This window comes from Providencia sp. PROV267 (assembly GCF_028477825.1).
GTDB lineage: Bacteria > Pseudomonadota > Gammaproteobacteria > Enterobacterales > Enterobacteriaceae > Providencia > Providencia stuartii.
Map to the genome: position 1 here is coordinate 65,273 of NZ_JAMPLX010000024.1, position 24,160 is coordinate 89,432.

The 24,160-nt window shown below is 39.8% G+C and carries 21 protein-coding genes; 9 read left to right on the top strand and 12 right to left on the bottom strand.

What is annotated here, in order from left to right:
• Positions 1-43 precede the first annotated feature (43 nt).
• The 3 genes from uriH to PR709_RS16265 all read right to left on the bottom strand — a co-directional run bounded on the left by uriH (position 44) and on the right by PR709_RS16265 (position 4,532).
• Positions 44-979, bottom strand: a complete 936-nt coding sequence (uriH, locus tag PR709_RS16255) for a uridine-preferring nucleoside hydrolase UriH (RefSeq protein ID WP_004926079.1) — start codon at positions 977-979, stop codon at positions 44-46.
• Between the two features lie 102 nt (positions 980-1,081).
• Positions 1,082-3,241 (bottom strand): ornithine decarboxylase, encoded by a 2,160-nt coding sequence (locus PR709_RS16260; RefSeq protein ID WP_014656883.1) that lies wholly within the window; start codon positions 3,239-3,241, stop codon positions 1,082-1,084.
• 271 nt (positions 3,242-3,512) lie between these two features.
• Positions 3,513-4,532 carry a mechanosensitive ion channel family protein gene (locus tag PR709_RS16265; RefSeq protein ID WP_004926073.1) on the bottom strand — a complete coding sequence of 340 codons (1,020 nt, stop codon included), beginning with the start codon at positions 4,530-4,532 and terminating at the stop codon, positions 3,513-3,515.
• A 190-nt stretch (positions 4,533-4,722) separates the two neighbouring features.
• Here PR709_RS16265 and PR709_RS16270 point away from each other — a divergent pair, with 190 nt between their 5' ends.
• The gene (locus PR709_RS16270) at positions 4,723-5,127 is read left to right on the top strand and encodes a DUF2750 domain-containing protein (RefSeq protein ID WP_060560915.1); all 405 of its coding nucleotides are present in this window, start codon (positions 4,723-4,725) and stop codon (positions 5,125-5,127) included.
• 90 nt (positions 5,128-5,217) lie between these two features.
• Here PR709_RS16270 and rbsK read toward each other — a convergent pair whose 3' ends face one another.
• Positions 5,218-6,138 (bottom strand): ribokinase, encoded by a 921-nt coding sequence (gene rbsK / locus PR709_RS16275; protein ID WP_272571002.1) that lies wholly within the window; start codon positions 6,136-6,138, stop codon positions 5,218-5,220.
• A 171-nt stretch (positions 6,139-6,309) separates the two neighbouring features.
• Here rbsK and deoC point away from each other — a divergent pair, with 171 nt between their 5' ends.
• A complete protein-coding gene (gene deoC / locus PR709_RS16280; protein ID WP_141173199.1) occupies positions 6,310-6,978 on the top strand; it encodes a deoxyribose-phosphate aldolase in 669 nt (222 codons plus the stop codon).
• A 46-nt stretch (positions 6,979-7,024) separates the two neighbouring features.
• Entirely contained in the window at positions 7,025-7,804 is a 780-nt protein-coding gene (deoR, locus tag PR709_RS16285; protein WP_004926067.1) for a DNA-binding transcriptional repressor DeoR, read from the top strand.
• A gap of 93 nt (positions 7,805-7,897) precedes the next feature.
• Here the strand turns inward: deoR and rnz are convergent, their stop codons facing one another.
• Both rnz and rtcR read right to left on the bottom strand, forming a co-directional pair.
• Positions 7,898-8,812: a ribonuclease Z gene (gene rnz, locus PR709_RS16290; protein WP_040132740.1), complete on the bottom strand. Its 915-nt coding sequence runs from the start codon at positions 8,810-8,812 to the stop codon at positions 7,898-7,900.
• A 99-nt stretch (positions 8,813-8,911) separates the two neighbouring features.
• Positions 8,912-10,492, bottom strand: coding sequence for an RNA repair transcriptional activator RtcR (gene rtcR, locus PR709_RS16295; protein WP_004926065.1), 1,581 nt, complete (start codon positions 10,490-10,492; stop codon positions 8,912-8,914).
• 476 nt (positions 10,493-10,968) lie between these two features.
• Here rtcR and PR709_RS16300 point away from each other — a divergent pair, with 476 nt between their 5' ends.
• From PR709_RS16300 to PR709_RS16320, 5 genes are all read left to right on the top strand, one after another.
• Positions 10,969-12,090 (top strand): slipin family protein, encoded by a 1,122-nt coding sequence (locus PR709_RS16300; RefSeq protein WP_272571007.1) that lies wholly within the window; start codon positions 10,969-10,971, stop codon positions 12,088-12,090.
• Between the two features lie 3 nt (positions 12,091-12,093).
• Positions 12,094-13,320: an RtcB family protein gene (locus PR709_RS16305; protein WP_004926062.1), complete on the top strand. Its 1,227-nt coding sequence runs from the start codon at positions 12,094-12,096 to the stop codon at positions 13,318-13,320.
• A 9-nt stretch (positions 13,321-13,329) separates the two neighbouring features.
• On the top strand, positions 13,330-14,121 hold the full coding sequence (locus PR709_RS16310; protein WP_036942019.1) for a nucleotidyltransferase domain-containing protein: 792 nt from the start codon (positions 13,330-13,332) through the stop codon (positions 14,119-14,121).
• Between the two features lie 117 nt (positions 14,122-14,238).
• Positions 14,239-14,937, top strand: coding sequence for a helix-turn-helix transcriptional regulator (locus PR709_RS16315; protein WP_004926059.1), 699 nt, complete (start codon positions 14,239-14,241; stop codon positions 14,935-14,937).
• A 50-nt stretch (positions 14,938-14,987) separates the two neighbouring features.
• Positions 14,988-15,587, top strand: coding sequence for a glutathione S-transferase family protein (locus tag PR709_RS16320; protein WP_014656891.1), 600 nt, complete (start codon positions 14,988-14,990; stop codon positions 15,585-15,587).
• Positions 15,588-15,643: 56 nt separating this feature from the next.
• On the opposite strand, the gene PR709_RS16325 is transcribed toward PR709_RS16320, so the two are convergent.
• Positions 15,644-16,066: a DoxX family protein gene (locus PR709_RS16325; RefSeq protein WP_014656892.1), complete on the bottom strand. Its 423-nt coding sequence runs from the start codon at positions 16,064-16,066 to the stop codon at positions 15,644-15,646.
• Between the two features lie 472 nt (positions 16,067-16,538).
• On the opposite strand from PR709_RS16325, the gene PR709_RS16330 reads away from it, so the two are divergent.
• Entirely contained in the window at positions 16,539-17,594 is a 1,056-nt protein-coding gene (locus PR709_RS16330; protein ID WP_004926055.1) for an AraC family transcriptional regulator, read from the top strand.
• Here the strand turns inward: PR709_RS16330 and PR709_RS16335 are convergent.
• The 5 genes from PR709_RS16335 to PR709_RS16355 all read right to left on the bottom strand — a co-directional run bounded on the left by PR709_RS16335 (position 17,582) and on the right by PR709_RS16355 (position 24,160).
• Complete coding sequence (locus PR709_RS16335; protein ID WP_004926053.1) at positions 17,582-18,370, bottom strand: MoaF C-terminal domain-containing protein; 789 nt, start codon at positions 18,368-18,370, stop codon at positions 17,582-17,584. The two genes, PR709_RS16330 and PR709_RS16335, sit on opposite strands and share 13 nt — an antisense overlap.
• 20 nt (positions 18,371-18,390) lie before the next feature.
• Positions 18,391-19,443: a RidA family protein gene (locus PR709_RS16340; RefSeq protein ID WP_014656895.1), complete on the bottom strand. Its 1,053-nt coding sequence runs from the start codon at positions 19,441-19,443 to the stop codon at positions 18,391-18,393.
• Positions 19,444-19,503: 60 nt separating this feature from the next.
• On the bottom strand, positions 19,504-20,643 hold the full coding sequence (locus PR709_RS16345) for a class II histone deacetylase (protein ID WP_014656896.1): 1,140 nt from the start codon (positions 20,641-20,643) through the stop codon (positions 19,504-19,506).
• A 63-nt stretch (positions 20,644-20,706) separates the two neighbouring features.
• The gene (locus tag PR709_RS16350; RefSeq protein WP_151207882.1) at positions 20,707-22,377 is read right to left on the bottom strand and encodes an amidohydrolase; all 1,671 of its coding nucleotides are present in this window, start codon (positions 22,375-22,377) and stop codon (positions 20,707-20,709) included.
• Between the two features lie 10 nt (positions 22,378-22,387).
• Positions 22,388-24,160, bottom strand: a complete 1,773-nt coding sequence (locus PR709_RS16355; RefSeq protein ID WP_004926047.1) for an SDR family NAD(P)-dependent oxidoreductase — start codon at positions 24,158-24,160, stop codon at positions 22,388-22,390.

Consider the following 24,160-nt stretch of genomic DNA (forward strand, 5'->3'; position numbering starts at 1 on the left):
CGTCAGTTTTTTATCTTATTTATCCTATAAACTGTCTTATTCACTAACCAATATTTTTTAATGCATCGACAACCAATTGCCAAAACTTAGCATGATCGAGTTTGACGGCAACCTGAGTATGGCAATCTTCAGGAGCCGGATGGCGGAAATCGGCCACAGTCATTCCAAGGGTGAGAGTTCCTGTCAGTTCAATATCTACAGGTACGCGCTGTGTCGTCATGACGGAAGGGTCGATAACATAGGCAACGGCACAGGGATCATGCACTGGTGGAGCATCAAATCCTTGTGCTTGTTTATACATTTTGCCAAAGAAATCGAGTAATTCGACGACAAATTTCGCGCAGGGTGTTCCCACGTCAGCAATGTTAGCAACGATATCTGTGGTGGCAAGCGCTTGATGGGTGAGATCTAAACCAACCATCGTTAGTGGCCATTTTTCATTAAAAACAATATGTGCCGCTTCTGGATCAATTTTGATATTAAACTCAGCCACAGGACTCCAATTTCCTACATGGTAGCCTCCGCCCATCAGCACGACTTCTTTGACGCGTTCGACGATACGTGGCTCCAACCTTGCGGCTAATGCGATATTAGTTAGCGCCCCAGTAGGCACTAAAGTGATTGTTTTGGGTGGGTGCGACATGATCAATTTAATGATCAATTCTACCGCATGGCAGTTTTCCAAAGTCAACGATGGCTCAGGTAGTTGAGGACCATCTAACCCAGAGTCACCATGAATATCGGGGGCAATTTCAACTTCACGTACCAGTGGTCGTGAGGAGCCGGCTGCAAAAGGAATACCACGAATTTTTGCCATTTCAGCAACGGCTAAGGCATTGCGAGTCACTTTTTCAAGCGTTTGGTTACCAGCAACGGTCGTCACTGCCAGTAAGTCAATTTCAGGGTTGCCATAAGCTAATAGCATCGCAATTGCATCGTCATGTCCGGGGTCGCAATCAAGGATGATTTTCTTTGCCATACACCTTACCTTATTGAATTAAAAGGGAGCCTTTTATTAAAGCTCCCAATGTAACCAGCTAACAAAGTAAAATCTATGAGCTTTCGCCGATTTAAAAAATGTTTACTTCAAAACATGCGCATAGACACGTTTTTGTCCATCTTCTGTTTTCGGGATATATACCCCTTGTAGCTCAGGCGCAAATCCCGGAAGCAAGTTGATCCCCGCCTCCAAAGCTTGGAAGTAACGCAAGACAGGCCCTTCCCAAACTTCACCGGGCACCACACACAGTACGCCCGGAGGATAAGGCAGCGCCCCCTCAGCAGCAATACGCCCTTCTAGCTCACATAGAGGAAGCAGCTCCACGTTGCCGCGAATAAACTCAAGGTGCGCTTGTTGTGGGTTCATTTTCACTGTCGGAAAATGCTGCTTACGGAACATCTCTTTTTGCAATTGCTTAATATTGTACTGAACACTCAACTGGTGCATTTCTTGGCACAAACGACGTAATGTGTAGCCTTGATAATGCTCTTGGTAGCGTTGATAAACGGACGGTAACACTTCTTCCAGTGAAGCATCTTCATCCAGTAATTGTTCAAAACGAACCAAATGGGTAACTAGTAGCTCTAACTTCTCTTTACTCTCTGCGGGGGTGAGTAAAAATAGGATGGAATTTAAGTCACATTTCTCGGGGATCACACCATGTTCACGTAAGAAATGCGCCAATATAGTCGCCGGAACGCCAAAGGATTCGTATTCACCACTTTGAGCATCGATACCCGGCGTTGTTAGCATCAACTTACAAGGGTCAACAAAATATTGATTTTCCGCATACCCTTCAAACGCATGCCAACGTTCATTAGGAATAAAATTAAAGAAGCGCTGTTCAGAAGCAATTTGCGCCGTTGGGTACTCTTGCCATGGTTTTCCGTCGACAAATTCAGGCACAAAGGGTCTAAAATAATGGCAGTGGTTGATAATGGCTTTTCTAACCTCAATGCCAAGTCTTACGCACTCCATCCACATCATTTCCCCTGCATCCCCTTGATGCATACGCGCATTGACATCTAACGAGGCAAACAGCGGATAAAATGGACTGGTAGACGCGTGCATCATAAAAGCGTTATTCAGCTTTTTATGCGAGACAAAGCGCTCTTGCCCTTTAATATGGTTATCTTTTTTATGGATTTGCGACGCTTGCGAGAACCCTGCCAATTGTTTATGCACCGATTGAGTCACCATAATACCAGGATCATTTTCATTTAATTCAAGTAATAGTGGCGAACATTGGCGCATCATAGGGATAAATTGTTCGTAGCCAACCCACGCAGAATCGAACAAAATATACTCACATAAATGACCAATTTTATCGACAACCTGCCTTGCATTGTAAACCGTGCCGTCATAAGTACCGAGCTGGATCACCGCTAAGCGGAATGGACGTTCACGCGTATTTTTTTCAGGCATGACGTCATTAATCAATGAACGCAAGTAGTCCTCTTCAAAACAATGCGCATCGATTCCCCCGATAAAACCAAATGGGTTACGTGCCGTTTCAAGGTAAACCGGTGTTGCGCCCGCTTGGATCAGGGCGCCATGGTGGTTTGATTTATGATTATTGCGATCGAATAAAACCAAGTCTCCCGGTGTTAGCAAGGCATTTAACACGACTTTATTGGAAGAAGAGGTGCCGTTTAGTACAAAATAGGTTTTATCTGCATTAAATACGCGAGCCGCAAATTTCTGTGCTTCTTTCGCAGCCCCTTCATGGATCAGCAGGTCTCCCATCGCGACATCAGCATTACACAAGTCGGTACGAAACAGGTTTTCGCCATAAAATTGGTAAAACTGTTCGCCAGTTGGATGGCGGCGAAAAAATTGTCCACCTTGATGGCCCGGACAAGCAAAAGTGACATTATGCCCCGCAGCATAATCCATCATTCGCGCAAAAAATGGCGGTAATAGCTGTTCAAGATAGTGATTTGCCGCTGCAAATAATTGACGACTATTTTCACTACGCTCAGCCGGTGCAGGCGGTAAAATTCCCGTTAAATAAGGAGGATGAGGGATATCATCTGGAAGCTGTTTATCACTAATGATAAACAGCGGAATACTGAGTTTACTCTCTGCAACCCTTTTCCACAGCCCTTGATTGGCATCCAACTCGGATAGCACAACAGCAGCAATATTGTTTAACTGTGCATCGCGAATATCTACCCATTGGAATTCTCCCGTAAAGTAGATAGCGACCCCCTGGCTACATGCCACATTGATTTTTTTCATAACAGTCTGGCTCTTAGTTAGCTGAGGAAAAGAGGCCGACAATATACTTGATAGGAAATCAGATTGGAATTGCCATAAAGTGCGGGAATAATTCTAATTTTTCGGGAGGAGATAATATTTGATAACCTACTGTTTAATAGCATAAAAAATTTCTATGCCATTTTTAAGTTATCAGCATTAAACAAGGAAAAATGGGTGCGAAATTCATTAACCGACTAACATTAAGCCTATTAGCAGAATATTAGTCGGCCAATTTCTCTAAACTGGGAGCTTAGTTGTTTTTTTCCATATACAGTGTCTGTGTAGGATAAGCGAAGTCCGCACCATGCTGTTTGACGATGGCAATTATTTTTAAATAGACTTCTTGTTGTGCGGCTAACCATTCGGCCCACACGGTAGTTTTCGTAAAACAATACACCATAATATTCAGTGACGAATCCGCAAACTCATCAAAATAAACTAATAATGTTTGCCCAGTATCAATACTTGGCTCTTGTTGCAACATAGTCCGAATATCACTCACAATAGCGCCGATTTTATCGGCATCTTCATAGCGCAGACCTAATGACGTTTTGATTCGGCGGTTAGTCATACGCCCAGGGTTTTCAACGCTTATCGACGAAAAGAGTGAGTTAGGGATATACAAGGGTCGATGGTCAAAGGTGATAATTTTAGTAATTCGCCAACCAATCTCAACCACCGTACCTTCAATGTTTCTGTCGGGTGAGCTAACCCAATCGCCGATATTAAAAGGCCTATCAAAGTAAAGCATGATCCCTGAGAAGAAGTTACTCAGAATATCTTTACCGGCCATACCGATAGCAATGCCGCCAATCCCGCCGAAGGCCATCAACCCCGATAGGCTCATGCCGAAATGTTCGCCAAATAGTAAAACCATTACGACAAAAATGGTGGTTTTAAAGACTCGAGCGATAATACGTGCAGAGGTTGGATCACTTCCTCTTTTTATTTGCGTTTTTTCAAGTCTATTGACGAGCTGAAACAGCTTACGCACGAGAATGATCGCAATGATGGCAACAGTGATGAAATTAATCAGCGGAGTTGAAATAAAGGTTAAATTAAAATCCGTTGCCGCCATATCCAAATATTGAGCGGCAACCATCACCATACTACACAGCACAGCGGTCTGAATAACATGAATAAAAATACTTTTATTCTTATGCTTATGCCTACGTTTTTTACTTATCATCTCGAAAATAATAGCCACGGCTAAACACACCGCAACGATAGTAACGCCAATGGCATATTTTTCGAGTAATGAATCAATCATATCTCACCGCTCCAAGCTGCCCATTTTACTTTTTAATAAAACTTATATGTCTACTACGCTATTTTCGATAAACTCTTGATGGATCAAACGCAGCAATAAAAAAACCTTACTAAGATAGCAACTTTAAACGTGATTTTCTCAACAATTATCAACTGTTTTTTTAGACTATCTAATATGGATATAACGCATAATGTTTACCCCTGATCCCAAAGAAATTGATACTGTACTTCGATTAAATCTACAACAAAAATACCGCTATTTTGTCAGTAAAGTTGCCGATTGGGAGGAAGTTTGGGTGATTTTCTGCCAAGAGGAGCTTGTTACCATGCGAGATAATAATAGACGCTTATTATTACCTGTTTGGCCTGCTCAAGCCTATGCACAGCGTAATCTTAATGGTCAATGGACCAAGTGTACGGCAACCAAGCTAACACTGACCCACTTTATGACAGAAATATTGCCAGATATGGATGGCGCAAATATGACAGTTGCCATGATGGTGGACAGTCAATGCCAAACTTATGTGATTGCCGAAGCGAAGTCGCTATTACAAGATTTAATTGAAGCGTGTAAGCACCGCAGCTCATCGATTTAGGCTGATAATTAACCATAAGGAATAAAACTTTCTCACATGAGTCAGCCTTATGAGCTTATCAGCCTAATTGCCACTCTCGCTCTTAGCGATTCACGATTTAAGCTGCACGAATTCAGCAAACTCTTCAATACTTGGATAAGAGGATTGCGTTCCTTTACCTGTCACACTAAATGCAGAAAACATGACAGCCTTTTTCAAAGCTTCCGCGATATTGCCTGTATGCACATAATAATGAGAGAAACAGCCAATAAAAGCATCTCCTGCACCACTGGTATCCACCGCATTCACTTTAATGGCAGGGATCAACAACTCGTTATCGCGAGTCATCCAGAGTGCACCTTTATCACCCAACGTGACGATAAGATTTTTCAACCCTTTATCGAGCAAAGACTTGGCTGCACGGCGGATGTTTTCCATCGAATCAACAGGCATATTAGTGAGGATCTCAAGCTCAGTTTCATTCGGCACAAAGAAATCACAACGACAAGCAAAATCAAGATCTAACGTACGCTGTGCTGGTGCAGGATTCAGCAATACAGGAATGTTATGTTTGTTACCAAAAGCAATCGCGTGATAAACCGTTTCTAATTGAACCTCAAGCTGCAATACGATCAATTTGCATTTTTTCAAATCGTCAGCCGCACGCTCAATATCTTCAGGGGATAAAAATTTATTTGCTCCTTTCACAATGAGAATGCGATTAGCAGAATTCGGATTAACAAAAATCGGTGCTACACCGCTAGAAGTACATGGCACTTTTTCCACATAACGGGTGTTAATACCATAAGACTCAAGATTACGAATGGTGTTATCAGCAAAAATATCATCACCGACTTTTGTTAACATAATCACTTTTGAATTAAGTTTTGCCGCAGCAACCGCTTGATTGGCACCTTTACCACTACAGCCGATTTTAAATGCAGGCACCTCCAAGGTCTCACCCTCTTTTGGCATCTGATCCGTATAAGTGATCAGATCGACCATATTTGAACCTATAACTGCTATATCCATAACGCCTCTCATGTTAAATAAATCACATTATGATGCTATATTAACATTATCATGTTGCATAAATATCATTCGTGATTAAGATCGCGAATAACGAATGAGCAAGTGTCATATCCGCCACATTTTTTCATTCCTTATTATTGACTCTCTCTATTCTCAATAGGAAAAATTTACATGAAAAATATAGCACAATATATCGATCATACTCTGTTGGCCGCCAATGCAACCGTCAATGACATCAAACAGCTTTGTGCCGAAGCCGCAGAGCACCACTTTGCTTCTGTCTGCGTGAACACAGGTTATGTTCCTTTAGCCAGCGAATGTCTGAAAAACAGCAATGTTATGGTCTGTTGTGTGGTAGGCTTTCCGCTCGGTGCATGCTTAACTGAGGCCAAAGCATTTGAAGCCGCAGAAGCCGTACGCCGTGGTGCTAATGAAGTTGATATGGTGATTAACGTTGGTATGCTAAAAAGTGGTGACCTTGAGTTCGTTCGCCAAGATATTGCCGCCGTTTTAGCGGCTTGTGGTGAGGCAACTTTAAAAGTTATTTTGGAAACTTGCCTATTAACCGATGATGAAATCACCCAAGTTTGTGAAATTTGCCGCACATTAAACGTTGGTTTTGTGAAAACTTCAACAGGTTTCAGTACAATGGGCGCTACAGAGCACCATGTCGCGTTAATGCGTAAAGTCGTTGGTGATAAAATCGGCGTTAAAGCATCAGGTGGTGTGCGTGATCGCGAAACCGCAGAAAAAATGATCAAAGCCGGAGCTAATCGCGTTGGGGCAAGTGCCAGTGTAGCGATTGTTTCGGGAAACAGTGTAGCCTCTAATGGCTACTAAATGTTGGGGCGCGGTTAGCCCGCGCCAATAAAGAAAGGATTGATCGGTGATAGAAACGAAACAAAAAGAACGCCTTCGTCGTTTGAGTGAATGTATTAAACGCTCAGGAAGAATTCACCTTAAAGATGCCGCAAGAATACTTGAAGTCTCTGAAATGACGATCCGCCGTGATCTGAATGCCGAGACCGAAGGGCCTATTCCAATGTCTCTGCTTGGTGGTTATATCGTTTCTGTCACCCAACCTTCCTCACTGACACAAAATGATCCTCAAGCCGACATCTTTACCCCCGATCAAACCGAAGAGCTACATATCCCCAATTTAGCGGCGAGTATGGTGTCAGAAGACGATGTGATCTTTTTCGATAATGGGATCGAAATGGCCACCTTAATCGCCTTGATCCCAGAAGAGATAAGCTTTACAGGGATTTGTTATTCACATAACGTTTTTTTGGCTCTAAGCCAGAAAAAAAATGCCACCGCATTACTCTGTGGGGGGGAATATCGCCCTAAAAGCGACTCATTTTATAACCCGACCCAACCTTCTCTCCTTGATTCAATTAACCCGAAAAAAGCCTTTATCTCGGCTGCCGGTATTCATAGTCACTATGGCGTCACATGCTATAACTTAGACGATTTAGCAATGAAGAAAAAAGCGATGGAAAAATCAATCCGCAAAATTTTGCTCGCCAAATACAACCTGTTTGATGAAGTCGCCACGGCCAATATGGGGGAACTTTCGCAATTTGATGTCATTATTACCAATCGGCAACTCGCTGATGAATATGAAACCTATTGCCGCAATGGGTTTGTGAAAGTCATTTACTGACAGCAGTGATACCCAATTTACTGCCTATTTTTTCGACACGCATGATAACGTGCCGAGTTCATCTATTAACGAACAAGAGGCTATGCCATCGCTCTAGATTTTAATGGTTAAATAGTCGCTCGCTATCTCGGTATTAGGGAAAATGGCTTGGCACTCCGCCAGCAGCATTGGCATATCTTCAGCGCTATAACGACCACTGATATGCGTCGCAATAAAACGTTTCACACCCGCGTCTCGCGCTAACTGCGCCGCTTGCCCTGTGGTACTGTGCCCCCGATCATTGGCTTTTTCATGATACGCATTTTCCAGCGTCGTTTCATGCACCATAACATCGGCATTCTTTGCCAAGAAAAGAGCCTGTTCCGTTGGTTTGGTATCCCCAAAAATCGCAATGACTTTGCCAGGCTTTGGCTTACCTAAATAATCAGCACCATTAACACGGCGACCGTCGGCTAACATAATAGTTTCACCGGCCTTTAACGCTTGCATCCACGGGCCGCGTGGAATGTTATCTTGCGCTAATTTATCAACATCTAATGAACCTCGTTTAGGATGTTCTTCAATACGGTAACCATAGCATTCAACGCGATGGTCAAGCGGGTAGGCTGTCACGATTAACTCACCATCATCAAACAACTGCCCTGGCTCTATTTCGATCATTTCAAGAGGATAAGTCATATAAGAGCTGCTCAGGGTCAGTACTGTTTCGACATACTGTTTTAAACCTTTTGGACCATATAACGTTAATGGATCAGTTGATCCCCCCATTGAGCGGCTACATAACAGCCCCGGTAATCCAAAAATATGATCTCCATGTAGATGGGTAATAAAAATTTTTTCAATTCTTGGCGCCTTAAATACGCTATTTAAAATGCGATGTTGAGTTCCTTCACCACAATCAAACATCCAGTATGTTTTACGTATGCCTGTTAGGTTTAATAGCATACTGGTGACGTTACGCTCTTTGGTCGGCACACCGGCACTCGTTCCTAAAAAGGTTAACTCCATCTTTTCACACTCCATACTTAACTGTTTTTATTATTTTTATAATAAATAAACTTAATGTTTCTAATAGATTACTGAGTATCTTATCAATTTCGCCAAGCACTAAGCCTTTTTCACCTTATCCCAATCTAATCCAAAACGCGCCAAATACTTACGTAACCTATCTGCATCATTCGGCTGCTTTTTCTGCTGTCTTGAAACAGCAAACAGTACTCTACCCGCTTCTGAGAGACTTGATGAGCGACGGCATACATCTAATACTGTGGCTAATTGTTGCTGTTCAAATAGGTCAATTTCGCCAACTTCTGGCGGCAACGTGTCTTTTGCTTTTGTGACCCACTGTGATTGCAATCTCATGATCTCTTCATCAACGACCGCTTTTGTCACACGACCACGTTCAGCAAAGGTTGCCATGCGGCTGATTGATGCTCCGAGTTCACGGAAGTTACCCCGCCACAACGCTTGCGCTGAACAGGCAAACGTTAAGTAAGCTTGGCGAGCTTCACTATCAAAGCGGATTTGGCTTTGTGCATCCTGACTAAATTTAGCCAACTCATAATCGATATTAGGCTCAATATCCTCACGTCTTTCCGCCAGCCCAGGTAAGGTGAAAGTCCACATATTGATACGCGCAAATAAATCTTCGCGAAATTTACCCTCTTCAACCCATTGCGCCAAATTACGATGTGTACCCGCTATCAATTGAAAGTCACTTTGCACTTCCTCATCGGAACCGTACGGAAAAAAACTTTTTTCTTCAATGGCTTTTAGTAGCATGGCTTGTTCGTCCAGCCCTAATTCAGCAATTTCATCTAAAAATAAGATACCACCGTCAGCCTCTTTAAGCAGGCCACGACGTGGGTTAATCGCGCCTGTAAACGCGCCTTTAATATGCCCAAATAGCGTTGACATCGCGTTATCACCGCGTAACGTGGCACAGTTAACCTCAACAAAGCGCCCTTTAATATGATGGCGACTTTCTCGCAATTGATAAATTCTACGCGCCAAAAAGGATTTACCCGCCCCTGTAGGGCCATTTAATAAGATAGGCGCTTTTGAACGTAAAGCGACTCGCTCGATCCGCTCAATCATCGCGTTAAAATTCGCGTTACGAGTTGCGATACCTGATTTTAAAAAAGACACTTGAGCCTGTTGCTCTTTTTGAAAACGGCTCGTGATGTGCGTATAGCGACTGAGGTCGAGATCAATCACCGTATAGATACCCGCGGGATCTTTTTCTCTTCCCGCTTCTGTCGGTGAGGTTTGCAATAATTTAGCGGGTAAATAGTGTGCTTCTGTTAACAAGAACCAGCAGATTTGCACCACGTGAGTACCCGTCGTGATATGAACCAAATACTCTTCATTCTCAGTGTCAAAAGGGTAATTTGAAGAAAAATCCAGTAACGAGGTATAAACCTCTTCAAAATCCCACGGATCAGCAATATCCACCTCGCGTAATATGACCTCCGTCTGTGGTGAGACTTGCTCAATATCCTCTTTCACATGATGAGCCATATTATAATTATTTACCTGATGGATTAATTCAAAGCGATGAATATCCAGATCAGGTTGCTGACATAGCCCAACTGAAGGGCGCCATTTCGTCCACCGATTCGTTCTTTTTCCACGTCGATCCAGTGCCGTACCTAATACGCCAATAACAACCTTACGCTTCTTATTCATTTTATATAAATTTATAAATCACGATAATTAAAGATAAAAAATAGCATAGGTTATTTTTTATCTGAATCATACCAGAATAATTCCAAAAAAATTAAGTTATTATATATCAATAAGATAAATATTTTTTTGTTATTTTAAACAAAGTTGGCACGCTTATCGCAATATTAAAATCATCCACTGCCGGATATTGTCAGAACTTCGGTTCTACCGGTGCAGACATGGTGGCGAAATGATGTCACTACATGGTCTGTATTCCGCCGTCAGTAAGATAATAACTTAATGATAGTTAATCTGTTCCTTCCAGAACAAAAAACTTGATATAACAACGGGTTATAAAAATTAGGCAACACACCACCCTCCGAGATCTTTATCGGGTCATGGGCAGAACCTTAGACAGCCAGTTTGACGGCACTCTAACTTTCCCCCCATCACTCCATACCTTTCTTCGATGGTGGCTCATAATAATAAAGGAATAAATAATGAAAAAAATAATTGTGGCACAAGGACAAATTGCGCTGACCGAGAAAAACGGTAATTTTCAGCATCTTTTGCTAGCAGGTGAACACCGTATCAATGATTGGTTTAATAAACTCACCGTTAGCCTGTTCACACTTAATCATGAACCTATTGATGCAAAGTTGGCTGATCATTTGCGCCAATATCACCCTGATTGGGTGGAAGCGCATTGTATAGATATTAATTTATCGGATAACGAGATCGCTTTTTTATATCTTCATAATAATTTGACTGAAATTTTAGCGCCGGCAACGCGACGCCTGTATTGGAAAATTGCAGAAACATTACGTGTAGATATTCAACAAACTGGTGATATTGCTATCCCACAAACATTAGTCAACCGCCTAAATAGCAAAAAATGGATTAAGGGTCGAGATATCAGCTTAGTGGTCCAAGTTCCAGCGTGGCATGTTGGGGTATTAAAGGTTGATGGTGAAGTCAAAACATTATTGCAACCCGGAAATTATGGTTACTGGTGTATTGAACACCAGCCTCAGGTAGACGTTATTGATACCCGTTTACTGGCGATTGAGGTCAGTGGTCAAGAGATCCTAACCAAAGACAAAGTGACATTGCGTATCAATTTGTCAGCCAACTGGCGCTACCGTGATATTTTGTTGGCCTTCTCAAAGTTGAGCCAACCCGTCGATTATCTCTACCGTGAGCTACAGTTTGCCTTACGAGAAATTATCGGCACACGCTCATTAGATGAGTTACTGGAAAACAAGCAACTCATTGATGAATTGATGCTAGAACAAATTACCCAATGTGTCGCTGAATTTGGCTTGGATGTCGATAGCATTGGCGTAAAAGACATTATTTTGCCGGGTGATATGCGAACTATTTTATCGCAAGTGGTAGAAGCGGAAAAGGTCGCCCAAGCAAACGTGATCCGCCGTCGAGAAGAAACCGCGGCAACACGCTCATTATTAAACACGGCAAAAGTCATGGAAAACAACCCCATTGCTTTACGTTTAAAAGAGCTGGAAACACTAGAAAGCATTGCGCATCGAATCGACCAAATATCCGTTTATGGTGGATTGGATCAAGTATTAAACGGACTGGTAAAAATTAAGGAATAAAGAATGAACAATAACGCTGTTAACGAACTTATTTTGGAAAATAGCGCACCTGTAAAAATGTGGACTAACGGTGTACCGGTTGATCCTAAAGCCGTAGTACAACTGCAAAACACCGCTAAAATGCCTTTTATTTTTAAACATTTAGCAGTAATGCCTGATGTACATGTCGGTAAAGGTTCCACTATTGGTAGTGTGATCCCAACCAAAGGCGCCATTATTCCGGCTGCCGTTGGCGTTGATATCGGTTGTGGGATGATAGCAGTGCGAACTTCACTAACCGCCTCTGATTTACCGGATAGCCTGCAAAATATCCGTTTTGCAATTGAAGCGGCTGTTCCACATGGACGTACAACTCAACGCCATGGTCGTGATAAAGGAGCCTGGCATCGAGCACCCGAAATTGTTGATCAGCATTGGGCGCATTTAGATGAAGAATTTAAACGTATTTGTGATAAATACCCAAAACTGCGTGGAACAAACCACTACAACCATTTAGGAACATTAGGAACAGGTAACCACTTTATTGAACTGTGTTTAGATGAACAAGATCGTGTATGGGTGATGCTACATAGTGGTTCTCGCGGTGTCGGTAACGCGATTGGTAACTTATTTATTTCATTAGCACATAAAGATATGCAACAGCATATTGCCAATCTGCCTGATCGCGATTTGGCGTACTTTGAAGAAGGGAGCCAACACTTTAATGATTACATGGAAGCCGTAGGTTGGGCACAAGATTTCGCTCGCCATAACCGTGAAGTCATGATGCACCGAGTACTAGAAGCACTATCAAAAACGATCACGAAGCCATTCACCACACAACAAGAAGCGGTGAATTGCCACCATAACTATGTACAAAAAGAGCACCATTTTGGTGAAGAGATACTGGTAACCCGTAAAGGTGCCGTATCTGCGAGAAAAGGGCAAATGGGGATCATTCCCGGCTCTATGGGGGCTAAAAGCTTTATCGTACGCGGTTTAGGGAATGAAGAAAGTTTCTGCTCTTGCAGCCATGGTGCAGGCCGTGTGATGAGTCGAACAGAAGCGAAAAAGCGCTATTCTGTGGCAGATCAAAAACTAGCAACAGCCCATGTAGAGTGTCGAAAAGATAGTGACGTCATTGATGAGATCCCAATGGCATACAAAGATATTGATGCCGTGATGGCCGCACAATCGTCATTAGTAGAAATCGTACATACACTGCGTCAGGTCGTGTGTGTGAAAGGATAGGAGAATGGCATGGAGAGTGAAAGCATAACGCCATTAATGCGAGAGCGCATACAAAAAACATTAGCTGAAATAGAAACAACCCATCGGGTAAAAATCCTGTTTGCGTGCGAGTCTGGAAGCCGCGGTTGGGGTTTTGCTTCTTGTGATAGCGATTATGATGTGAGGTTTATTTATGTTCATCAATTAGATTGGTATTTAACACTCGATAGAAAACGCGATGTGATTGAAAAACCCATTGATAATGAACTGGATGTTTCCGGTTGGGAATTATCAAAAGCTTTAAAATTGATGCGTAATTCTAACCCCGCGTTAATTGAATGGCTGCATTCGCCAATTGTTTACCACAAGGATGCGTCATTTATTCAACAATTTGAATTATTAGCGTCAAAATTCTATTCACCGCTAAAGGCACGTTATCACTATTTATCCATAGCAAAACGTAACTTGCGGGAAGATTTTAAAGGGGAAACAGTACGCCTAAAAAAATATTTTTATATCTTAAGGGCAATACTGGCGTTGCGTTGGATTGAACACTCAAAAATCATGCCACCAATGGCTTTTTCACAATTGGTCAGTGCAACAGTCACCGATCACGCCGTTTTGGCGGAAATCAATGAACTGTTAGTGATCAAACAAAATGTAGATGAAAGCGAATATGGTTCACGGCGCCCTGCTATCGACAGGTTGATTATTGAGACGATTGAAAAATCAGAAAAACTCAATCTTCCAGAGCCTTATTGCCGTGATAGCGCTTTATTAGATAAGTTTTTGCAAAAAGCTATCTTAGCAAACGATAGATAGCCACCATCAATCCAGTCATTTTTAATTAGCGGTGAGGCCATTCTCGCCGCTATTTTTTATTCTCGCCTTAAGCACCAATGTTATAATACGATTTCCAGCCAACGCACAGAGTAACCAATGACCCGCACTCAACGTTTATTGACTTTATTACAGATATTAAAAGAAAGTCGCTATCCCATTACGGCAGAGTCTCTCGCGTCACAATTGCACATCAGTATTCGGTCTGTTTACCGTGATATTGATGAACTACGCTGCCAAGGTGCCGAAATTACAGGTGAAGCAGGTATCGGCTATCAGCTAAAATCCGGTTTGTTACTTCCCCCTTTAATGTTCGATGATAACGAACTCGAAGCGCTGATCTTAGGTTTACGCTGGGTACAAAGTAATGCCGATGAAGAGCTGAAATTATCCGCCATGCGCGCAATCAATAAAATCAATGCGGTTGTCAAACAGGGGTCACAAAACCTTATCAATCAAACGACATTATTTGCACCTAGCACACAAATTGCACCGATTAATAATGTGATTGCGAAAAACCTAAGACTGAGTTTACGAAAAGAAATAAAAGCTAAAATTGACTATCAAGATGAAAGTGGGAAATTTAGCAGTAGAGTTATCTGGCCAATCGCAATTGGCTATATGAAAGATACCCAAGTCTTAGCCGCTTGGTGCGAACTCAGAGAAAGTTATCGCCATTTTCGCTTAGATCGGATCCAATCCTATATTGCTCTGGAGGATAAATTACCCTATCCCAAACATTATTTATTTGAGCAATGGCGAAAAGAGACTTTATGTGTGACTACTGACAGAATCTGACACACCGCTACCTTATGATAGCGACTCAACTTAATCATAAGGAAAAGGCGATGAGCTCACTTACCCTATATACAAATTCGATGTCACGCGGCAATACGGTCGACCTGCTATTTAAACTGTTAGATGTACCTTATCAGCGAATTGAGCTTGAATATGGCGAGCAAATGCATACTGCCGAATATCTTGCTATTAATCCGATGGGAAAAGTTCCCGCTTTAGTCGATGGTGAACATATTATCACTGAAACTGCGGCTATCTGTGTCTATTTAGCCGATAAATTTATAGAAAAAGGGTTAGCGCCGGCGTTTAATTCCCCACAACGAGCAGCCTATTATCGCTGGTTCTTTTTTACCGCAGGCCCTATTGAAGCGGCATTTACAACGCATGCAATGGGCTTACAGTTAGATGAAGCACAGCAAAAAATGTCAGGTTTTGGCTCATTTAAACGCGTTATGGATTGTCTAGAAACAGGACTTAGTAACGCTGCACCTTATATTTGCGGCCAACAACTAACCGCAATCGATGTGTATGTCGGGGCTTTTCTTCTATTTATGGAAAAGATAAATTTTATCGAAAACTCCGCGGTCATTAATCATTATCTCGACACATTAAAATCTCATCCAAAGTTCGCCAAAAGCATTGCATCATAAGCTTTTAAGGATACAGGCCACCATTTATGATGGCCTGATATTCATCGTATTGAGCCTTAACGCCACGTTGCACTCTTCATAACAGAAAAGCGCCCTGCTCCCATTAACGCAAGTGCAATTGATCCCACAAAGAAATAAACAATACTTTCAATTGCCCATGCCCCCGTTTTATCCAATAAAAACGTTTTATCAAGCCCTACCATTAACCAAGCAATAAACATGGTAAAAGCGACAAGCAGCGCGGCTGGGCGAGTGAGTATCCCTAATATAATGAAAATCGGTGCGACAACTTCCCCCAAAATAGTTCCATAAGCAATAAATTCGGGTAAACCATATGCAGCAAGCATAGCTTTAATGCCACTAGCGCCTGTTAACAATTTACTCATGCCATGGAATAACATTAATCCGCCAATAGTAATACGTAATAACAATTTTCCAGCATCGTCATGTGCCAATAACCGATTTACTGTGCCTATCATTGTGTGCTTCTCCAAGAAAAATATACTGCAACCTATGACGCGTTTAAGACCAATACAATAAGAGTGTCTTTTATTTATTATTGTTATAGCAGCATTGTAGTTATTTAATAGCTTTTACTCTTACTTTGGTGACACCAATAGCATTTATTCATAAAACTAAGGTATGAACTAAAAAATAAAAGGTCAATCAACAACAATTAAGTCAAATTTAAAAAAAACAAAAAATACTAAATAAGAGCATTCTAAAAAGAGTGTTAATGAATTAAGATAATTGATGTTCAAAATAATTGTTATTTATTTAAGATTTCAATCAAAAATAAAGAATATAACGATATATTTATATCATCAATATAAAATAATAATGATATAAATTCATTGCTATTTTGTTACTAACATGTAATTTTGTCATATCAAAGAATGTGCGGTTAATGAATTCAAGCAAAATAGCATCTCATTAATACGAGGCATAAAAATGAAACCTGAAACTAACGCCCATCATTCATATAACTCTTATATACATCAGCTAAAAATATCCGAGATCATGAGTTATTTACAGTCACTGGATATTCCTTTTTCATATAGATCAAAAATTTTATATAATAAATTTAAATTACTAAAATTAACAGAAGTTGCCCCCATACAAGCTTATAACGAGTTTCTACGTTTAATTGCTCATGAAACAAAAGATCAGCATTGGTGTGCGAAAGCGGGTATCGCAGCCCCCTATCATAGTTACTCACCGATCAGTGAAATTTTTATGTCGGCAAAAACATTACATGCCGCTTTAATCGAACTCAACCAATATACCGATCTATTTCAAGGCAAAACACACACTAACATTGTCATAGAAAACAAAAAGGTTTTAATCAATTATGAAGTGAGTATATTTAAGCCTGAATACTATAAGTTTGACATTGAGTACAGTTTATTTAGGTTAGTGAGTCAAATAAGAGAGCGACTTGGTAAAGATTGGATACCTGATACATTTTATTTCCAATATGCATTAAGTCGAAAAGATAAAGATAATTTGAAAAAAATCATTCCAACTCACTATGAAGACAATGCTAAATTCAATGGTATTTCATTTGATGAAGAGTGGCTAAATGCTGGTATTAATAAAAAAGAGCATGATGAAACGTTCATTTTTTTCTTAAAAAATCATCTAAATAAACTTAAACACTCAAGTTGTATGCCCGAATCCATGAGTATGAAAGTGCAAGATATTATGTACCAACATATTTTATCACAAAAAGACATTTCATTATCTTGGGTAGCGGCAAAGCTGTATATCTCACCAAGGACATTACAACGTAAATTAGCAAAAGAAAATATTAATTATTCAGATATTCTGGATAAAATTCGCTGTGATATTTCTATCGATAAACTCGTTGAAGAGAAGATTAGAATAGATAGCCTAGCTGAACTACTAGGCTATACGGACAGCGCCGCTTTTTCAAAAGCATTTAAACGCTGGACTGGCTCACCGCCACTTCAATACATCAAAAAACAGGGCTATCATAAAGCGTGAAAATTGTGCTCTTCAAGCCGTTTATTAATCCGCTTCATATAGGCTCCAATAGGGATGCTAAACCATTGCTCATCCGTATAGCCAACGGCAAACCCGGTGTTGCGCATTGACTTTAAGTCTAAGAGCAAAATAATCGCGACATCGACCGCTAACTCTCTAAAACCAAGTAAATACACATCATCTTTAATTTTTAGGTAAGTTGCTTGGTCACAATCACATTCACCATGTCTTACCCCTCCATAAATATGATACGCATACCATTGGCTATTAATATAAATATGTTCAACGGCGGTACTTTCACTGTATTCATTCAGAATATGTAAGCCAATAAGATCTCGCGTTTCTGCGGGGAGAAGCGTATTATCGTTATCGCCAATAATCTTTCCAACATGATAATGCTGTTCGAATCTCGGCGTCGTTTTCTTACTTGGCTGGTATTGAGAGCTAAACAGGACAACATGACTATTATTGAGGTCTAGTACTAAAATTGAGTGAGCAAAATCAATGCTCCCTTTTGATAATTCAATTAAAAATACTTTATCCGCAACTTCGGTCATATCGCTGATTTTTCTTTTTTTCTTATCAAAATAAGAGCTTAAAAAAACACTATTCGTTATAATATGGTCATGTTCATCAATACGAAAATAAAAACTTTCATTGTTTAAATAAAGATTAAATTCAATATTAATAATGTCATAACTTCTCTTTATTCGATTCTTTTTTAACTCATTCGTAAACATATCAAATGATGTATCAGAAATTATTTGCTCTGTCATGTTATCACCTGTGATATAAATTAAAATGAATGAATGCTTATTTCTAAAAATGACTTGTTATTCATGAGTTTTTTGACTGGCAATGTCTCTACAATATAATTTTCCACATGGGCGCTTGTTAACTTCGTCATTAGCTCATCATGTATAATATCAATATAAGCCTCACTACTATTTTTACTCTTAACATATTTTATTGTGACTCTAATACTGGATGAAAAATTATTTTCCAATATATTATCTATATGTTTTTTTGCATGTATAAAGCTATCATATAAATCTAGGTTAAGTTGAAAGCAAGCATAGTGAATAGGTGCAGCCAACTGTGATAATGGGCTTTTTACAAAACCGTCTATTTCTATTAAAAATTCATCAACGGCCATCCCATCACAATAGGTGACATTGAGTTCACAATTAATAGCTTGAATATTTCCAGTATATTTAGCAATCTCGTCTTTTATCAGATCTATTACTGGCTGATATGCGACATCACTACGAAGATAAACATTTAATAAAATAAGATCATCCATTGAGTAATCTAACTCAATTATTGAACGATTAATTTTATCAAAAATCACCGCAACTTGCTCTTCAAGGGTATCATTGATGTAATAAGCATGGCTATTATCATCGGAAACAATCAAAGCTTCCGTGCCTGTAATATAAAGTAGCTCCTCATAAATTAAAGAGCGGCTAACGTCCATTTCCATATTATAGAAAGGTAAGCATTGAACCGCCTTGTTATGACGAGGAAAAATAAACTCAATGGCTACCAGAGCATTATCATTGCTAAAATTCGGAAGCCGAATAATTGTTCCAACAGGCTTTTTATTACCGTAGCCTTGTGCTATTTCGTGGCTAACTTTATGAAATTGATTAATCGCATAGATGGGATCAACTTTATCACTTTTAATCGCTATTGTATGTTTTAGCATATCCGCATAACTAATCCCCATTTTTATTAATGCATTATTTACTTCAGAGATAATTATTGCTAATTGAGTATCAAAATCGCCTCCCGAAAAAGAAGAGTGCCACCCAACAATGACATTATCATTGGTTTTTAATATATTCATTATGTCTCACCCAATTAATAGATCAATTTAATGTGTAACGCTTGCTCTAATAGAATATTGTTACAAACCCAATTTAATCGCTTGGTGATTTATTAAATTTTCTTGTAACTCTTTGAGTGCTTGAGGAATCGTTTGTTGTTGGATAAAAGAAATAAAAGGGTCGACAACCTGAGTATTTATGCCACTTAACCCTTCTAGTAGTGCTAATGCACAAAAGGGAACATAATGCTCAGAATAGCCTCCTTCATGTATGACAACCACTTTTCCATGGCAAACGTCCTGAGCGACCGCGACAATACTTTCTATCATTTCTCGATAACTCTGGCTATGGAGTTGCATATGTCCTAGAGGGTCAAAGGTACTTGCATCATAACCACTGCCAATAATAATGAGATCCGGTTTGTAGGTCCTAAGAGCAGGGATTGCTATTGTTCTTAATGCATATAAATATTCATCATGGCCACATCCCGGTAATAACGGAATATTAATATTGAATCCTAAACCTTCTCGGTTACCTTGTTCTTCGATACCTCCTGAGTTAATTGGGAAGCAGTTATCTTGATGCATAGAGATGGTAAGCACTTTATTATCGTTATAAAAAATAGCTTGAGTTCCATTTCCATGATGCACATCCCAATCCAATATAGCGACTTTTTTTGCCCCTAAATTCTCAAGGGCATATTTAGCGGCAATACTGCTGTTCGCTAAATAGGTCGCCCCCATCGCTTTATCTGGCAAAGCATGATGGCCTGCTGGCACACATACGGCATAAGCCCTATTTAAAGAACCGTCCATCACTTGATGAACAGCGGCTTTTGCTTGGCCTGCGGATAATAGTGCTATTTGATACCCCCCCGGTCCAAATGGTGCCTGTAAACCTAATTCCCCCCCTTCATTTTTACTCAGTTCAATAAAATCATTCAAATACTCTTGGGTATGAACACGCGCCGCATCATTATAAGTAATGGGGGGTGCACTGTATGAAAATAAAAATTCATTCATGCCACTCACATCAATTAAGGATTTAAAACGACGTACGCAACTTGCAGAGCTAGCCCCAAATTCATTATTCGCGAAAGGTTGCATCCAATTCATTTGATTATAAGCTAGCGGTGATGATTTATAACTCCGCCCCCATAAACAATATTCATGATAAAAAAGACCAGTTTTAATCGTGGAGTCTTTCATGCTGCAAAACATATTATTCCCCTAAGTAGATAATCTGGTGTAGCTTCAATAATCGCGAGCACATCTGGTATTCCATTACCGTTGATACACAACTTTTCCATTACAAATGGTCATAATGACATTGGTTTTCCCTATTTGCTCAGCCGGAATAGTAAATAGGTCATGACTTAATATTTGTAAGTCAGCCAATTTCCCTACTTCTATCGAACCTCTTTCATGTTCAAGATGTTCCTGAATGGCACCATTAATGGTGTACATACGAATGGCATCCTCAATCTTACAACCTAGGTCAGATTGATAAATTTGATTGTTTTTAGCTTTTCTAGTCAGCGTAAATTCAAGTCCTTTTAACCAATTAAATGGGAAGCAACAGGCATCAGAGCCAGCAGCAACCACAACGCCTTCATTAATATAAGACTGCCAGTCAAATAACTTAGCGTTGTACTCATCGGGTATAATCTGCTTAATATCATTGATCATGCTATAGCCTGCGATTGGTTGGCAGGATAGCAAAATATTATTTTTTGCCATTGTTTTCGCATTCTCAATCGTGAGATCATCACCATGAATAATAAAATGGCGTAAGTCTTTATTTGGCATGATCTTTTCTGCATAAGAAAAGGCATCTATTGCTGCATCAATCGTTTTTCCACCAATTGCATGAATACCAACCTGCCAACCTAAGCGGTGTAATTCAACAATGGTTTTATTAAGTTCGGCAATTTGTTCTTCAACACTATGACCAGCAAAGGTTAGCTCTCCTTGATAACCATTGCATGATCTTCGAATACAAGGTGAACTATCACCAAATAACTTTATCGTATCGACTTTTAACCATGATTTATCGGTATGAAGTGGATATGAAAACGCTTCGGCACCAGAAATAATATTTTTAAAACTGTGCACACCTTCTTTTGCCGCAAATAAATTAACACTAACCCGAGTTAATAACTTATTTTCATCATAAAGCGCCTTATAGAGCTTTATGACTCTGCTACTCCAAGCACCATGAAATAGATTATCGCCTCCTGGCCCTAAAATATCGGTGTAACTTGTGATGCCATTTTGCAGTAAATGATATTGGATAAGTAAAATATAGTTTTTAAGTTCTTCATCAGATAGCTGAGGTAAATATTTCCCAACAAGGTTCATGGCTCCCCATTCAGAAATAATACCGTTAGGCTCACCTTGCTGATCAATACCTATTCGTCCGACCTCTTTCGGTAGCTCTATGGATTTAGAATTTAACCCTGATAATTCTATAACCTCCTGATTAACAATTAGGTTATGTAAACTAAAATCACTAAAGCTTGCTAATTTCCCATTCGTTTTTTGGGATAAGTAAGCTTGGTTAACCGCGATTTTTTCGTCGTTATCATCAAGGAGTTCAAAGGGGCATCCAATGCCGTAGATCCAGTCCCTGTTTTTTTTAGCGGTTAAATGAGTCTCCAACTGACTTTCAAACTCATTTTTTAATTTACTCTCAAACAAATTTAGGAAATCACCAGAAATCAGCATGCCCGTGTGTGTCGCATGGATATGCGCATCATGTGCAGCAGGTAACACAAGCTTATTTTTTGCATCAATTATCTGAGTATGAAAACCTATTTTTTTAAAAATATCATCATTATCACCAACAGCAATAATTCTCTCTTTTGCAATCGCTATCGCCTCATAGAAAGAGAAGTTTTTATCTACCGTTGCAACCTTGGCATTAATAATGACTAAATCAGCATCTTGACTCATTATAAACACCTTATGTTGGAATATAATTTAATGGGTAATTTAATGAGTTAAGAGAAATAATATTTGCACCGGCTGGAATATTAATCATTTTATTCACTTCAGACAGATTTCCCCAGCCTTTCCCTGTTGTCGTCTTATTCTCCAAGTCATAAACAAAAACAAAGGATAGGTCGATTAATAGCTCTCGCCAAGTCACCACATAAGTAGAATCGTCAAACTTATAATAACTCACTTGATCGCATCCCCCATCACCTTTTCTGATACCATTAATGACGTTATAGCAATACCAATGTGAATTGATATAAATATGCTCATACACTGTCGGTGGTAAATTCGAATAACAATATAACGCCCGACTGCCAATCAAATCACTCGTAATAAAAGGATACCGGCATTCATTAACTTTATGGTTTCCAGTCAGTATTATTGCTGGTGTAAAATATTGCTGATAATTAGACGCTAACTTTAATGGTATTGGCTTGCTGTGATCAGGCAAACTTTTAGGCTGATATTGTGTAAGAATAAATAGCGCTTTATTTGTGGTAAAATCGAGTGCAATAGATAGCGTAATTTCCGTATGCTCTGGAAATAAAAGATCCACAAAAAACAGATTATTTCTCACCTCAACCGCTTCATAATTTGCCTCTTTCGGGATAAAAATACCTTGTTGGTGATAACCTTCTATCGTGCAGCTCTTTTGATCGAAAAAGATCTCAATCACTGCGTTTTCTGTTTTAAATTCTATCCCTGTCAGGCTAATTTTTTTGCTTTGAGGTAAACGATTATGGGCCAACTCCCCATAACTCACTTCAGATTTCAGTTTGGCGTATTCTGTGAATGTTTCATTCACCATTTCTTCCGAGAGGTGCCATAATTTTTGACCGAAAGCGACATCCAGTACCCATGGAATAACCCCCGTTCCCTGCCGCGTATCCTCATTAATTTGAGAATAACTGCAATGTTCTAAAAAAATCCCCCCTTTATCCGCAAATTCAGGGTGACACAATGCCATAATCTGTGTTGCAACACCGGCTGATAATGATTTTACAGGCACTTTATTGGTGTCCTGTTTCTCTGCTAACTCTTTAAAATCATCGTGCTGCAAATGCAGATGTAGGTTTGTATCAAGAACAATGCCGGGAGCTACCGCAAAAGCTCGAATATTATAATCTTTCCAGCGCCTATCAAACTCAAATGCAAATAATACATTTGCTGATTTAGATTGCCCGTACGCAGTCCAACGGCTGTATGGTCGATGATTGAAATTTGGATCATCTAAATCGACATTACTTAAGCGATGCGCCCCCGATGTCATCATAACAACCCTTGCACCTTTTAATAAGCAAGGTGTCAGTTTGTTAATTAATAGAAAATGCCCTAAATGATTAATGCCAAACTGCTGTTCAAATCCATCGACGGTTAATTTAAAATCAGTGGCCATTACCCCGGCATTAGCCAATATCCCATCAAGTTTCACATCTTCTAGAATAATTTGCTTTACGAAACGCCGAATATCATTTAACGATGACAAATCAAGCAATTTAATTTCAAATAAAGCATCATCAAATTGTGAAGAAAGCTCCGTATAAAGTTGTTGTTTTTTTTCCTCTGTCCTGACGGTAAGAACAACATATCCTTCATGGCTTAATATTGCCTTAGCAGATTCTTTGCCTAATCCAATATTAGCACCTGTGATTAAATACTTTTTATTCTTCAACGATATTCCGTCTAGTACTTCATTCCACGTAGTATGCACATGATAATGATTTAAATTTTTTGTCAT

Bases quoted from the DNA above. Each gene is read 5' to 3' on its own strand.
- PR709_RS16355 (WP_004926047.1), bottom strand. From the start codon at position 24,160: ATGACAAAAAATTTAAATCATTATCATGTGCATACTACGTGGAATGAA.
- PR709_RS16260 (WP_014656883.1), bottom strand. From the start codon at position 3,241: ATGAAAAAAATCAATGTGGCATGTAGCCAGGGGGTCGCTATCTACTTT.
- PR709_RS16345 (WP_014656896.1), bottom strand. From the start codon at position 20,643: ATGTTTTGCAGCATGAAAGACTCCACGATTAAAACTGGTCTTTTTTAT.
- PR709_RS16305 (WP_004926062.1), top strand. From the start codon at position 12,094: ATGAACAATAACGCTGTTAACGAACTTATTTTGGAAAATAGCGCACCT.
- PR709_RS16320 (WP_014656891.1), top strand. From the start codon at position 14,988: ATGAGCTCACTTACCCTATATACAAATTCGATGTCACGCGGCAATACG.
- PR709_RS16330 (WP_004926055.1), top strand. From the start codon at position 16,539: ATGAAACCTGAAACTAACGCCCATCATTCATATAACTCTTATATACAT.
- uriH (WP_004926079.1), bottom strand. From the start codon at position 979: ATGGCAAAGAAAATCATCCTTGATTGCGACCCCGGACATGACGATGCA.
- PR709_RS16265 (WP_004926073.1), bottom strand. From the start codon at position 4,532: ATGATTGATTCATTACTCGAAAAATATGCCATTGGCGTTACTATCGTT.
- PR709_RS16325 (WP_014656892.1), bottom strand. From the start codon at position 16,066: ATGATAGGCACAGTAAATCGGTTATTGGCACATGACGATGCTGGAAAA.
- rbsK (WP_272571002.1), bottom strand. From the start codon at position 6,138: ATGGATATAGCAGTTATAGGTTCAAATATGGTCGATCTGATCACTTAT.
- PR709_RS16335 (WP_004926053.1), bottom strand. From the start codon at position 18,370: ATGACAGAGCAAATAATTTCTGATACATCATTTGATATGTTTACGAAT.
- PR709_RS16270 (WP_060560915.1), top strand. From the start codon at position 4,723: ATGTTTACCCCTGATCCCAAAGAAATTGATACTGTACTTCGATTAAAT.
- PR709_RS16340 (WP_014656895.1), bottom strand. From the start codon at position 19,443: ATGAATATATTAAAAACCAATGATAATGTCATTGTTGGGTGGCACTCT.
- rtcR (WP_004926065.1), bottom strand. From the start codon at position 10,492: ATGAATAAGAAGCGTAAGGTTGTTATTGGCGTATTAGGTACGGCACTG.
- PR709_RS16315 (WP_004926059.1), top strand. From the start codon at position 14,239: ATGACCCGCACTCAACGTTTATTGACTTTATTACAGATATTAAAAGAA.
- PR709_RS16310 (WP_036942019.1), top strand. From the start codon at position 13,330: ATGGAGAGTGAAAGCATAACGCCATTAATGCGAGAGCGCATACAAAAA.
- rnz (WP_040132740.1), bottom strand. From the start codon at position 8,812: ATGGAGTTAACCTTTTTAGGAACGAGTGCCGGTGTGCCGACCAAAGAG.
- PR709_RS16350 (WP_151207882.1), bottom strand. From the start codon at position 22,377: ATGAGTCAAGATGCTGATTTAGTCATTATTAATGCCAAGGTTGCAACG.
- deoC (WP_141173199.1), top strand. From the start codon at position 6,310: ATGAAAAATATAGCACAATATATCGATCATACTCTGTTGGCCGCCAAT.